The 13,810-nt window shown below is 41.4% G+C and carries 13 protein-coding genes and 2 pseudogenes; 13 read left to right on the top strand and 2 right to left on the bottom strand.

All coding sequences use genetic code 11. The features are described 5' to 3' along the window. The first annotated feature begins 105 nt into the window (after window positions 1-105). The 7 genes and pseudogenes from J2X75_RS13360 (at window position 106) to J2X75_RS13330 (ending at window position 6,293) form a co-directional block, all read left to right on the top strand. Window positions 106-450 carry a winged helix-turn-helix transcriptional regulator gene (locus J2X75_RS13360; protein ID WP_310337137.1) on the top strand — a complete coding sequence of 115 codons (345 nt, stop codon included), beginning with the start codon at window positions 106-108 and terminating at the stop codon, window positions 448-450. Between the two features lie 54 nt (window positions 451-504). After that, window positions 505-632 (top strand): annotated as a pseudogene (locus tag J2X75_RS13355) (tRNA-binding protein); the annotation flags it as partial. Between the two features lie 200 nt (window positions 633-832). Next, a complete protein-coding gene (locus J2X75_RS13350; RefSeq protein WP_310337135.1) occupies window positions 833-1,102 on the top strand; it encodes an integrase in 270 nt (89 codons plus the stop codon). 246 nt (window positions 1,103-1,348) lie between these two features. Beyond that, window positions 1,349-1,435 (top strand): annotated as a pseudogene (locus J2X75_RS30370) (MerR family transcriptional regulator); the annotation flags it as partial. 96 nt (window positions 1,436-1,531) lie between these two features. After that, window positions 1,532-2,050, top strand: a complete 519-nt coding sequence (locus J2X75_RS13340; protein ID WP_310337650.1) for a GyrI-like domain-containing protein — start codon at window positions 1,532-1,534, stop codon at window positions 2,048-2,050. Between the two features lie 68 nt (window positions 2,051-2,118). Further along, entirely contained in the window at window positions 2,119-2,802 is a 684-nt protein-coding gene (locus tag J2X75_RS13335; RefSeq protein WP_310337134.1) for a DUF554 domain-containing protein, read from the top strand. A 1,466-nt stretch (window positions 2,803-4,268) separates the two neighbouring features. Then, complete coding sequence (locus J2X75_RS13330; protein ID WP_310337133.1) at window positions 4,269-6,293, top strand: copper amine oxidase N-terminal domain-containing protein; 2,025 nt, start codon at window positions 4,269-4,271, stop codon at window positions 6,291-6,293. A gap of 131 nt (window positions 6,294-6,424) precedes the next feature. Here J2X75_RS13330 and J2X75_RS13325 read toward each other — a convergent pair whose 3' ends face one another. After that, the gene (locus J2X75_RS13325; protein WP_076211684.1) at window positions 6,425-6,727 is read right to left on the bottom strand and encodes a hypothetical protein; all 303 of its coding nucleotides are present in this window, start codon (window positions 6,725-6,727) and stop codon (window positions 6,425-6,427) included. A 351-nt stretch (window positions 6,728-7,078) separates the two neighbouring features. Here J2X75_RS13325 and J2X75_RS13320 point away from each other — a divergent pair, with 351 nt between their 5' ends. From J2X75_RS13320 to holA, 3 genes are all read left to right on the top strand, one after another. Then, entirely contained in the window at window positions 7,079-7,627 is a 549-nt protein-coding gene (locus J2X75_RS13320) for an RNA polymerase sigma factor (RefSeq protein WP_017687205.1), read from the top strand. Further along, window positions 7,624-8,907 (top strand): zf-HC2 domain-containing protein, encoded by a 1,284-nt coding sequence (locus J2X75_RS13315; protein WP_310337131.1) that lies wholly within the window; start codon window positions 7,624-7,626, stop codon window positions 8,905-8,907. Before J2X75_RS13320 ends, J2X75_RS13315 begins: the two co-directional genes overlap by 4 nt. Window positions 8,908-9,163: 256 nt before the next feature. Continuing rightward, complete coding sequence (gene holA / locus J2X75_RS13310) at window positions 9,164-10,180, top strand: DNA polymerase III subunit delta (RefSeq protein WP_310337130.1); 1,017 nt, start codon at window positions 9,164-9,166, stop codon at window positions 10,178-10,180. 189 nt (window positions 10,181-10,369) lie between these two features. Here the strand turns inward: holA and rpsT are convergent, their stop codons facing one another. Continuing rightward, a complete protein-coding gene (rpsT, locus tag J2X75_RS13305) occupies window positions 10,370-10,642 on the bottom strand; it encodes a 30S ribosomal protein S20 (protein WP_024628504.1) in 273 nt (90 codons plus the stop codon). A 175-nt stretch (window positions 10,643-10,817) separates the two neighbouring features. On the opposite strand from rpsT, the gene gpr reads away from it, so the two are divergent. From gpr to J2X75_RS13290, 3 genes are all read left to right on the top strand, one after another. Next, entirely contained in the window at window positions 10,818-11,819 is a 1,002-nt protein-coding gene (gpr, locus tag J2X75_RS13300) for a GPR endopeptidase (protein WP_307534218.1), read from the top strand. Between the two features lie 146 nt (window positions 11,820-11,965). Beyond that, window positions 11,966-13,255 carry a stage II sporulation protein P gene (locus J2X75_RS13295; protein ID WP_310337127.1) on the top strand — a complete coding sequence of 430 codons (1,290 nt, stop codon included), beginning with the start codon at window positions 11,966-11,968 and terminating at the stop codon, window positions 13,253-13,255. Window positions 13,256-13,308: 53 nt separating this feature from the next. Continuing rightward, complete coding sequence (locus tag J2X75_RS13290; RefSeq protein WP_310337125.1) at window positions 13,309-13,668, top strand: hypothetical protein; 360 nt, start codon at window positions 13,309-13,311, stop codon at window positions 13,666-13,668. The last annotated feature ends 142 nt before the right edge of the window (window positions 13,669-13,810 follow it).

Genomic DNA, 13,810 nt, shown 5'->3' with positions numbered 1-13,810 from the left:
TAACCGTGATATATCTCCTTTCATTTCTGATATAGTTAATATAGTGGAAATGATTGATACTTATAAGTACGCACATTTTTGTAACTTAATGAATGGAGTGGCAATATGGGATATGGATTAAAAAATTATGGCGATTGCAGTGAAGAGGTTATAAAGGCCTGTCCTGTTGAAATGGTTTTACATATGATAGGAGGAAAATGGAAGGGAATCATTATCGACATTTTATCCGAAAAATCGGTCAGATTTAATGAACTTAAACGATTAATACCAGGGATTACACAACGGATGTTGACTTTACAACTCAGGGAACTCGAGGCGGATGGAATTGTGAATAGGATAGTAGATGACACTGTGCCACCCAAAGTAGAATACTCCCTCACTGAACAAGGAAATAAATTGTCGAGTATCATCGATTCTATAAGAGTATGGGGAAAAGAGTTTCAATCCTAAGTCGCGATCGGGAAGTCTTAATGGATAGCCGTGTCGGAAAAAAATCGTAGGCGTCTTCACTTTTCACCGCGCCGCATAGCGGGATTCGATTCAGAAGTTTTGGTTCTGGGCTGACTGCCTGGACAGGAGATGTCGTGCTTTTGAAGCCGGAGTTCGATCTACCCAACGGAACGCAAATCTGATAATAATGGCAAAACCTACCGTGCAAGGCGAAAGCCTTACGGTGGGGTATAATTTCTTAAATAACACTGTATGATTTGTTCTTACCACCCTTGCTTGTGCTCAATATTGAACTAACAGTAAACTTTAGTTATATAGCCCCAGTCTAAAACCTCTTATTTGAAGCAAACTAGAATTAATTGCTCTTATAGGAGGTTTTATTATGATTTTAAGTGAACTTTGGAATCAATATGAGGCAGATAAACGAATTCAAGGGTTTAGCCCGAATACATTGCGCGCCTATGCTTTACAACAAAAGATGTTGGTTCTGGATCTTGGAGACGTAGATATTTCGGGGGTAACTTTAAATCTCCTGAAGGAATACTTATCAAAGCAATCGGATCGTCTAAAACCAAGCAGCCTAGGGCACCGTATTCGTTTTATAAGTTCTATTAAACTGCGTGAGCCAAAAATGGAAATGGTGCAAATCTAAGTTTGTTCAGGTAAGCTATAGGCAGTTAATGGAATGTCTTTGATCTTTATGATTATCATCTCCTCGCAAAAAGGAGATAATCTCCTTCAAGGTGACTATATGTTGTCTCCGAAGTCAGAATAGCTAGTAATAATGCAGAATTATCCTTTAATATTTAGTCAGAAACATTATATTTTTTGATCAGGCTCAAACTTTGGAAGGAGCATTCAATAATGAGCAACATATGTTGAAGAGCAGACAGGCTATAGGTACTATTCAATTAACCAATTTGAACGATTGAATACGATTCTTTATTTAAAAGCACTGGATATTCCGCTTAAAGAAATTAAGAAGTTCTTAGACAACCGTGAAATAGATGAGATACTGAACTTATTAAAAGAGCAACAACGAAGAACAGAAGAGAAAATTCAGAAGTTTAATCATATTCATATGAAAATTTGCGAACGAATTCAGCAAATTGAAGATGTTTCGAAAACGGAAGACCTTTTCAAAATGCGTGAATCTTGGTTTCCAGATCGTACAATAATAATGCTGAAACAAAAGATTCGTCGAAACGAAAATCTTGAAATGCCTATACGTTATTTAGAGAATAGTAACAATTTGAAATCCAGCATTTTTCTCGGACAAGTTGGTTTAACCATTTCTATTAAAGAGTTAGAACTAGGGAATATTCAGGAGTACAATTCCTTATTTGTATTCGTTAATCCGGACAATCAGTTGAACTTTAATAGTAGCGTAAAGTGCCTTCCTAAAAACAAGTATCTGACCTTTCGTTTTGTAGGCACACATGCAGATGCAGCACCTTATTATGAAAAATTATTACTATATATTAAGCAGTGCGGGTATTCTGTGGTTGATGACGTAATTGAGATTACTTACATCGATTATGGGCTCACAAACAACATTTCTAGATTCGTCACCGAGATTCAAATTCCCCTAAACCAATAATTATCTCTTGACCCTCCATCTGCTGGAGGGTTTATTTTATAGGAAATAAGTTTTAGGGGAGAAAATAAATGATCGGAACCATTGTTAATGTAGTAGCCATAATTATAGGTAGTATGGTAGGAACGTTATTTAAAAAGGGATTGAAAGAGTCATATCAAAACATTCTTATGCAGGCCATGGGTTTAGTTGCAACTATTCTTGGTATTCATGCTGCGGTTTCTAACCTGTCAGGCACTAAATACCCTGTGTTATTTATTGTAAGTTTGGCTTTGGGCGGTGTTATAGGACAGAGTCTTGATCTGGAAAGACGTTTCAAAGGGATGGTCAATAAATATTCTAAAGGGAACCTAGCTGAAGGCTTATCGACTGCAATCCTGCTTTTCTGTTTAGGTATACTATCCATCATAGGACCCATAGAAAGTGCACTTCGAGATAATCATTCCTATTTATTCACCAATGCAATACTTGACGGAGTTACATCTATTGTATTGGCGTCTACATTTGGAATTGGGATTACTATCTCAGCGCTAATCCTATTTTGTTGGCAAGGCTTACTTTTCTTATTAGCACATGTTTTATCAGGTTTAATTACTCCGGTGCTGCTAACTGAAATATCAATTGTAGGAGGAATTCTTATTTTTTGCTCTGGATTAAGTATACTTGGCATATGTAAATTCAATTCACTCAATTTAATTCCATCATTGGTGATTCCAGTTTTATTTTTTATAATTAAAAGTGTTGCAGGGATCTAGCTGAAAATTCTCCAATGAAGAGAAGATGAGTTAAGATATCTTAAGTGTGATTAAGTTCTACTTACTATATTGTTGATAAGATTATACTTTAATGCATAAAACTATAAGACCAAACAAGCACTAGTACTTGTTACGCTAACGGGAAACGTTAGTTGAAAAATTAAGAGCAGTCTGTAGTTTTCTAGACTGCTCTTAATTTTTCGTTGAGTTATCCATTTGTTTGTGATGATACCAAGATGATACTGAAGTGCCATCACTATTGGAAGCATAAGTTTACTAAATGCAAACCTTATGGGTTAAGTCGTACGCACTCTATTTATCGGTGTGAAGATAAGTGAAAAAAGCTCCGATTTAATACCAACTGTAAGGCAAAAAAGACAAGAGAGCTTACAATAATGTGGATAGTCTGACCAGAAAAAGTAATGAAGTTAAGTGTAAATATCGAGTAGATGACCCCACCTATGAAGCCTAATAGACCATATGCCGCAATAGCAACGAGCAATCTCATATACGTATTATCTTTTCTTCTGTATAAAAGTAATCCATCCACCAATATGGAAAGTGGCATAATTAAGAAAATTAGAATAGCGAGGTTAATCAATAATCCAACCGCAAATGTATACCCGAATGAATAATAGTGGGTATTCTCTATTCTTTCATCCAAGGGAACGTAGTGATATAAACCCATTACAAGTGAAATTACTATTGCAGTTAATATAGCTGCAAGTATTTTTCCGCGCGGCCTATGGATTCTATGAGTTTTTGTCATTTCAAATATTGACCTCCATCTTAAAAAACTATATTTAACAAGAGATTAACTAAGAGAGTTACTATATTTTAACATACGGAGGTGTAGGAAAAGTGGGAGTTAAAGAAAGAGAGTACTTGGTTGACCTATAAAGGAAAAAAAGTCGTTTCACTGCGAACGACTTTTTTCTTGAATTGCATGATGGTGACATATTTCAATGTCTATGTACTTTAAGCACATCTCGACTGTCACTTAGGGGAGTTGACTAAAAATATGTTACTTTTTTGCTTTTAAGATACTAATCGGCAAGCTAATTATAATTGCGCTAAATAAGTTAAGTACGTGATCAATTTGGTCCCAACTTTTATGCCCCATTATCATATTAAATGCAACAAGTAACACATTAGAGAGTAGAAAGATTCCCAGGAAGTATTTAAAAAAAGTTTTTAGATTCATTTAATCTCCCATATATTCAATTGAAATTTTGTTACGGATGTACGTTTATATGTTCCATTTTAGGTGATTGAATAGAATTATTTGTATGTTATTCGTTAATTATATGTAAAAATATGGTTTTAGTTGTGTTTGTTATTAGTCAGTAATTTTATTTGCAGGATTATGGTTATTTTTACCGAATAATAGTTAAGCCTGCCTTGGAGGAGGGATAGAGATACTTAGTGATCGTAGCACTATACATAATCATAAGGGGATCAAAAAAATGGAACTTGTAGAAATGACACCAAGTAAAAGGAAAAGTAATGCAACTCAGAAGTTTAGAGTGAAATGGATTAGAAAAGCGATAGCCCTATGGATTGGACTTTTGGTTATCGGTTTGATCGGAGGACAGTCCTCCGCTTTGGCATCATCTGGATCGGGTAATTCCATCACTTCAGTTCTAGACCGAAATGACTATTTGCTGGACGATGGTACACTTTGGTCTAAAGGGGCCACAAGTGGAATATGGACACAAAATCGAAAACTGATTGGTATTTCAAAATCTGACGACCATTCCATCTTTGGGTGGACTGCCGATGGCCAAGTGATTCGGTGGGATAAGGACAATGCGCATAAACCAGTAACGAAACAATTCAATGGTGTGATTAAGGTATATGGCCATGGATGGGTTCAGCTTCAGGATGGAAACCTTTATAATTTTGATGATCAGGCTAAGGTTTTGGAATCGATTATCGATGTGGATTCTTATCGGGATAGTTCTGGGAGAGATTCTTCTTATACTGCATTATCTTCATCAGGAGATATATATTATGACAAATACAACAAAATACGTAAAGCAGGAAATGTACCTGATGGTAAAGCAATTGCAACAAATGGTGTTTACGCAGCAGTGCTAAAAAATGATGGCTCGGTAGTGATCGTAAGTATGCTATATGAGGATGACTACATCACGGTTGCAAATAATGTGCAATCTTTGATTTGGTGGGGGGGTACGCATAAGCTGCTCACGGTGAAACAGGATGGAACCGTCTGGAGCTACGATCGAACTGCCAAATATAAGGGCGAGCAACTGCCGGGTTTAAGTAACGTATCGCAGATGGTGTATGCGCCTATTCTGGATGAACTATATGCAGAGTTACAGGATGGATCATGGGCTACATATGATAATGGAAAGTTAACGCCTCTATTAGCACCCGCGTTAAATCAAGTGACACTTACGGCCTCTTCCAAGGAAGCTAATATTGGGGATACGATTACCCTTACCGTTCAGGAGAAGTATAGTAATGGTTTCAAAAACAAACGTGCGCCGTTGCCTGAAGAACTTATAGTGGAGCAGCCACAAGTTGCACAGATTCAGGCAGGAGGCAAACTAAAGGTTACGGGCATGGGAACAACCAAAGTGACATTGAAGATAGGTGATTTGGCTTCAAGTCTTCAACTGAACGTTGATTCAGAGCAAAAGTTATCAGGTGCCACATTGCTGGATGGAAATGTATACTTGCCAGTACAGTCGGTGTTTAAAACATTGGGAGCTAAAGTTGATGTCAAAGGCTCCTCTTTTGAAATTCAATTTGGAGATGACATTATTACTTTGCAAAAGGGAAGTGCTGTTGCGCGATTGAACAACAAAGAGCTGAAGTTGAAAGGGAAAGTACAAACCATTGGAGGACAAACTGTATTTCCTGCGGACTTGTTAAGACAGGCTGCGGGTATTCAGGTTCGATGGGATGCTGAGCTAAAGCAGGCCAAGGTGCTGGTTGGAAATTCTTCTATTCTGGTGGAATCGAAGGATACACTTGCACTGATCAAGAAAAAAGAGTTGGGGAATCTTGCTCGCTTCATTGGCAAGTCCTACTGGATCAACAGTGATACGAGTTTAGGGCAACGTTTCAGTAAAGTGACCATATCAGATATCAAAATTGAGAAGATTAAATACGGTGATCGAAGTTACTCTATTGTCTTCCGTAATGCAAAAGGAAAAACAGTTTCTGCCTACGCAGGAGGTGCGCCTTCCAGTGTGACGGAGATGCTTAACGATTCCAACCAATTCTTCTCTTCTGATCCGTATAAGAAATACAATTGGTCTCAGTCCACTTGGAATAAAATTATTGCCGGAGAAGTAGCTCTAGGAATGAACATAACCCAAGTGCGCCTTGCGTGGGGAGATCCATCCAGCATTTCGTATGAAACGAGTTCAAAAGGCAAAATCGAGGTTTGGGTGTATGGCAGCTCAGCAGGCATAAGAGCTTTAGGGTTTCTCAATGGCAAACTGATCGTGATTTACTGATGAATACACCAATTCATTACTTCATTTGATTGCAAGTCACAGCACAAAAAAAGCCCGCTTTCCGTTACACTCCACGAGGGAGAATATCGGAAAACGGGCCATTTTTTCAAAATGTAGAAGAAATATAAGAACTACTCTACGCCATCCTTGAAGTGTTTGTTCCAATGTTTGTCACCCTTGTGCAACAGATCTTCTACTGTTTTCTCAAGAGTCATCAACAGCTGTGCTCTGACATCAAGTACGGTTTCTCTGTACAAGCGTTCTTCCGATCCAACGATTTTATCGCCGTATAATGCCTGTGCAGCTACGTACTTCCGATGTTCCTCGACCAGAGTATCAATGGAATCCAATGCATGTTCCACAAAGTGGGAAATACTTTGGTATTCTTTGGGCATTTGTTCTTTTAAAGCTTGAATTTTCGCAAGAGCTGGCATGCTCATCACCTCGTGTTTATGAATGTAAATTTACAATACACTATTTTCATGAAAATTGCATTAAAATCAGCTTAAATTTTGACAAATTTCGACTTTTTTTATTTTAGGAACCAAAAAAGTGCTTATCTATAATGTATGCCATTGCATTTGAATTGAGTCGTGTAAGTAATGGAATCCCTTTTGGATACGTTTGGTGACTCGTTATGCAATTTCTGTTATTCTAAGAGAAGATTTCAGCGGCCCTAATACATACGCCGTTATTTTGTTATGGCAAATTAAAAAAATACTTAACTTTGCAACAATTTTATTGATGATCACGTCTGTAAGGTTGCAGGGAGAGGGGGATCCTTTGTGGTAGAGCCGGAACTCATCAGAGCCGCTCAATCGGGCGATCGCGACGCTCTAATTACCCTATTGCGGGAGATTGAACAACATGTCTATCGGACCGCATATTACATTCTAAATAATGAACAGGACGCTTTGGATGCTGCGCAGGAAGCGTTGATCCGAATTTACACCAAAATCAATTCATACGAAGAAAAGGCCCAATTCAAAACATGGGTACAACGCATCGTCACGAACATCTGTATTGATAAATTCAGAAGAACCAAGCCGTCCGTCTCCATTGACGAACATGACATGGTTTTTCAGGATAATCAGGATGTGGAGTACGAGGTCATGTCTACATATGTGGCCCAAGACATTCAGGATGCGATCAACAAGCTTCCCGAGCATCATCGTACCGTTATTGTTCTAAGATATTTGCAGGACTTATCCTACAATGAAATTGCGGATTGTCTCGATCTTCCGTTGAATACGGTGAAATCTTATTTATTTAGAGCCAGACAGCAATTACAGAATCTACTACAGGAATATCAGAAAGGTGGTGTGACAGGATGAAATGCGAAGAGGTGGTGGAATGGATGCACCGCTATCTGGATCATGATCTGGGCGAGGCGGAAACCGCGCAGATGCTACAGCATGTGGCAAAGTGTCCGGAGTGTGCCGAGAATTTTAGTTTACTCAGAGCTCTTTCGAGAGAACTGGAAGAATTACCGCAAGTAAGCCCGAAATTTAGTCTGGTTGATGCGATTATGCCACAGCTTGATGCCATTGACGAAGCGCGGAAGGAACAAAGTAGCACCATACAGGAAATGAATCCTGTCCCCGCTACATTTGAGAATTTACAACGTTCAAGTGAGCGGAGAACGAAGCAAAAATGGCTTAACTCGATGGCAGGACGTATGTCCATGGGCGCAGCGGCTGCGGCAGTTATATTGGGATTCGCCATCTGGGGAAATCCGCCTGAACAGATTGAGAATGCCGATTCCATGCTGATGAGCTCTGGAGCTTCTCAAGAGAGCGGCAATGTGGACGAGAATCCATTAAGCAAGAATATTGAAAATTATGATCCAGCCACTTCGTCCCAACCAAGCAGCAACGATGTGTTTGTGGATCAATCGAATGTTTCACCAACTAAACCAGATAACCAAGACGTAGAAACAATTCCTGAAGAGAACGGTGGAGATGGGGTACAGGAGCCTGAAGTTCAGTCAGATCCGACACCTAAACAACCGGCTACAGAATCAACGCCTGCTCCAAATAAAGGACCGCAGGATAATTCGTCCAGAACTCCTTCGACCGATAATCAAAAGAATCCGGTTCAGAACCAAGATTCTGAGCAGAGAATTCAGGAATCAGGAGATTCTCCTAAATCTTCTGCAGATGGGGAAGAGAGTGGAGTAACAGAAACAGAAAATGGAGATGCGCAATCCTTCACTTCTCAGGATACAACACCTAATATGACTGAAGATGTTCCGGTTGAAGGTAACATTGTACCTGATTCCAGTGCAGGTGCAGACGCTTCTGGAGGAAACAAAGGATTCGCAGCAGGACCGGATCAGGAAATGACAACAACGGCAGCACCAAAAGAATGGAAATCACCTGACGGCTCTTATGTAGTTATGCTTATTGGTGATCAAATCAGCATATACTCTAAACCTGTGAGCGAACCGGATGTTCTAAATTTGGTTGAACAACGCAGCATAGAGGGGACACTGAAGTCAGCGAGTTGGTCGAAGGATGGTACCCTATTTAATTACGAAACGGACAAGGACGGAACAACGGCGAAGAACTCGTTTAATGTACCTGCTGTTTCAGGTGGAGCTCCTGCGAAATAATTAAAAATGGGGAGTGCGCTCCTCTAAACGAAAGAACATTTTCAGTATGACAAGCATATAGTGAAAGTAACAAAACGTCCTATCTCAGTTCAAACAACTGACGTCGTATGACCGCGCACCGGCTTTTTCTAGAACTGCTGGTGTCAGCGTTTATATAGATGTAGGACAGGGGACCTTCATCCATAACTGGATGTAAGGTCCCTTTGTTGTCTTGCACTTTTTCTGGTAGGATAAGAGGGATAGGGAGGCGCCGTGAATGGATGTAAAAAGTGCAACAAAGGCAATACGTAATGGAGAAACGGCACCGATATATGTGCTGTACGGAACGGAGAAGTACCAGATACAGCAATTTACGGATATGTTAAAAGAACAGGTTATTGAAGAAGAACATCGTGATTTTGCGATTATTCCATATGATTTGTCTGAAACGGCTGTGGAGGTCGTTATTGAAGAAGCAGAGACCGTACCTTTTCTGGTTCCACGCAAATTAATTATTGTAAGGGACTCGAGCCTGTTCACCGCAGGTAAAGAATCCAAGATTGAACATCAGGTTGATCGTCTGCTTACATATATGGAAAATCCGGCAGATTACAGTACGATTGTTTTCCTGGCCCAAGGGGATAAACTGGATGAGCGTAAGAAACTGGTGAAGGCTGTCAAGAAACAGGCAGTAGTTCTTGCTTTTGCTCCACTTAGTGGAGATGAGCTGTTGAGTTGGATAGCGAAACTGGCGAAGCAACGGGATGTTTCCTTGGAGACGGGAGCGGCGGAAACGTTGATTAGCTATGCAGGAACAGGTCTTCAGACCCTGTCTGCTGAAGTAGACAAGTTATGTTTGTTTGCGGGTAATGGGGGGACAATCAAGCGTGCTGATATCGAGTCACTGGTTGCCCGTAGTACAGAGCAGAATGTATTTTCGCTAGTGGAGGAACTCGCTAATTTGCGATTAGAGAAAGCGTTGGCTCTTTTCTATGAGTTGCTGAAGCAGCGGGAAGAACCGATTAAAATTGCAGCTTTAATCGCTCGTCAGTTTCGGATCATGATCCAAGTGAAAGAGTTGGGTCAACAAAGTTACTCCCAACAGCAGATTGCCAGTCAGCTTGGTCTGCATCCGTATGCTGTTAAGATTGCGGGTGAACAAGCTCGTAAATTTCAGCCGGAACGTCTGAGAATGATTTTGAGTCACCTCAGCGAACTGGATTACCAGATGAAAACAGGAGCGGTGGATAAAGTGCTTGGTCTGGAGCTGTTCTTATTGAGACTTGGTGCATGAATGGATAAGTAAACGTAATAGATTACTAGTGTGAATAACAAACAAAGCGACCTTTGCTCCATGATGGTTAAATCATCGGAATAAAGGTCGCTTTTGTTTGTGTCTTATACTTATCGAATCAGATACTAAAAAATCCTGAAAGCCTATGCTGTTCAGGATTTTTCCATTGGATCGTATAAGTAACGCTTCTTACGCTTGTGCGGAAAGAGCGTTCAGTTTTTTCGCCAAGCGAGACTTTTTGCGTGCTGCAGCATTTTTATGAACCAGACCTTTAGTTACAGCCTTGTCCAGCTTTTTGGAAGCAGCTTGAATCGCAGCTTTTGCAGTATCAACTTCGTTACTTACCAGAGCAGCATCAGCAGCTTTAACAGCTGTACGGAGTGCAGACTTCTGGGAAGCGTTGAGTGCGCGGCGCTTGTCGCTCGTTTTTACGCGTTTAACAGCGGATTTGATGTTTGGCATTACATTCACCTCCTGTAAGGCATTTGCATGAATACAAACGTTTCACAACTTAAAATATTCTATCACGCTAGCATGTAAAATGCAACAGATATTCCTACGATGTTCGACATGCTGTATAAAGAAACCCTTTTTCCCACACAATATGCTCAAATGCGGTAAGGGAGGCAGGGACAGAATGACACTGGATTTGCAAAACTATACAGTTCGTACCGATTTGGCGATCGACTCCAAGGAAATGGCGCAAGGTAGACAGAAACAGACGATCCCCGGACTGCGGGAAGATGTGGAGAAAAAAGAGGGGATTACGATTACACGTATTGATGTCCTGAATGAAGAAGCAGCCACGGCTATTGGTCGGGTAAAAGGCCACTATGTCACCTTGGAAGTACCTTCCCTACGGAATGGTGATACCGAGTTACAGGAGCGAGTTGCTGCCGAGTTCACACGTGAAATGGAAGATTTTATGATTAAGGCCGGAATCAACAAAACATCCAAGGTTTTGATTGTTGGGCTGGGCAACTTAAATGTCACCCCGGATTCACTCGGTCCACTTGTTGTGGAAAATCTGATGGTAACCCGTCAGTATTTCGAATTGGTGCCAGATCAGGTTGCGCCAGGGTATCGGGAAGTCAGCGCGATTGCTCCCGGCGTGCTCGGTACAACGGGTATTGAATCCAGTGACATCGTACAGGGGATTGTAGACCGGACCAAGCCGGATGCCATTATTGCGATTGATGCGCTGGCCTCCCGTTCCTTGGAACGTGTAAATACAACCATTCAGGTAGCGGATATTGGTATTCATCCTGGTTCCGGTATTGGAAACAAACGGCGTGGCCTGACCCGTGAGATATTAGGTGTGCCTTGCATCGCCATCGGAGTACCAACCGTATGTTATGCGTCCACCATCGTGAATAATGTGATTGAGATGATGCGCTCACACTTTCGCCAGGAAACGGATCAGACCAAACAGATCATGGGCATGCTGGACGACATTGGTGAGCAAGATCGCTTGAGTCTGGTGAAAGAGGTACTGGAGCCACTGGGTCATGACCTCATTGTTACCCCAAAGGAAATCGATGAGTTTATTGAAGGAATTGCCAATGTTATCGCTACAGGACTTAACGCTGCACTCCATGATGCCGTGAATCCGGATAACGTAGCCGCCTATACACATTAAAACTTAAAACTGCTGAGAAGAAGGTCCGAATCTATCGGACTTTCTTTTTTTTGTTTCTGGAATCTTTCATTTTTCTGTTCTATCAAATTGTTCGGGCTCATAGAGTTGAAGTATAAGAGTTGTCCAGCAGGGAAGGAGACAGCAGAATGAACAAGATATTGGCCTGGAATATTGGAAAGTGGAAAAAAAGATGTCTGCACGTGCTGGCCATGGGCCGTACGTTGTTGTTGCTTATGATCATATCTGCCTTGTTTTTTGTCGTACTGGGTCTGGGGGGCATGGCAGAGAAACGCTTGAATAATTCACCCGTTTCTTCCATGAAAGGATTTGCGAGTGCCGTATCAAGCCGCTTTTTCGTCGATATGCTCGGTATGGAGATGCCTCATCTCACCCAGAAAGAACAGACCTCTGCCATATCCGGTGAAAATCTCACCTCATTTGTTTTCCAATTACTAACAAATGTAAATCCTCAAGATCCGAAGAGCCTGATTGCGAGAGAAATGCCGGGCATGGGTTCCAACCAACCTGTTCTGCTCCGTCCTGGATCTGGTAACGAAAAAGCCGAGGCTCCCGAAGATTATCAGCCCGGTCCCGGTCTTACGGATACGGCTTCCGCAGGTGGAGGAAAACCCGGTAGTGATCTGCATGTTCCACCAGGCCAGGACAATACGGATCCACCTGAGTCGAGTGAGCCTGGAGATGGAGAAGGTAAAGAAGATCCCCCAGCGAAGAATAGTGAGAAAGACAATTCACTGACAACAGGCAAAAAGTCAATTCTTATCTATCATTCCCATCCACGGGAAGGCTACAATCCACTGCTAGGTACGAAAAGTGATAATCCATCATCAGGCAAATCAACAGGCAATGTGTTTCAAGTGGGATCCTACCTCTCAGACAGTCTGGAGAAGCTGGGAATCGGCGTAGAACACGCCAAGGATGATTACCCCACTAAAGTAAAGGACTATAACTGGAACTATTCTTATAAATACTCCCGTCAAACGGTAAAAGCGGCACTCGCTCAAAATGATGATCTGACGTATCTCATAGACATTCATCGCGATTCACAACGTCATGGCAAAACAACAACAACTATTAATGACTTGGGCTACGCCAAAGTATATTTCATTATTGGACATGAAAATCCAAATTGGCGGCAGAATGAAGCCTTTGCAGCGAAAATTCATAAGAAACTGGAAGCCAAGTATCCTGGGGTATCCCGTGGTGTGTGGGGCAAAGATGGCGGAGGAGCCAACAATGGAGAGTATAACCAAACCCTTTCACCCAACAGCATTTTGATTGAGATTGGTGGCATCGACAACACAGGAGCTGAGCTCCAACGGACATCGAAGATTCTAGCAGACATGATTGCTCAAGTGTATTGGGAAGATCAGAAGGTGGACAAAGCCAGTGCCAAAACCTCGTCGCAGGGTGGATAAGAACTATATATGTATGAAGGAAAAATAGTAGAGAGTGACAGGAGGCAATGCACATGTCCAGATTCGGTAAAAGACTGTTATCCATCGCTGTATTAATGTTGCTGGGTGTTCTGTTTGGAATGCAGCTGGCTGGCAGCAACTTTCATATGGGCAATCCATCAGGAGGCACGTCAACTGTTGTGACAACTGAGCCAACTTCATCGGTTACCGAATCTGTTTCGACTGCACCTGTCCAAAAGGAAATTAAAGAACCACCATTTGTACCTGTTCAGTCACCAAGCCAAGTGCTTGGGGCAGATCAAAATAAGGCTCCGGTTGATGTGTTGGCAGACAAAACGGCTGGACTATTGCAAAATCTCTCACATAGTGGAATCAAGTGGGTGGTCTCTCTTTTTAGTGGCGTTGCTGAATAAAATACCATGATTTAAAGGTACAATATAACCTCTGGGAGTGCATGATAACACTTTATTATAAAGTTGAGACATCACGGGATTGATGCACTGTGCTTCAACTGTTATAATGAAGTGATTGACACTAGGCTGTTTCTGGGGGTAA

Origin of the sequence: Paenibacillus sp. 2003 (assembly GCF_031455635.1) — a bacterium.
In the GTDB taxonomy this organism is placed as follows: Bacteria; Bacillota; Bacilli; order Paenibacillales; family Paenibacillaceae; genus Paenibacillus; species Paenibacillus amylolyticus_B.
Note: the sequence above shows the minus strand (reverse complement) of the source record. Positions and strands in the feature narration are given on the sequence as shown.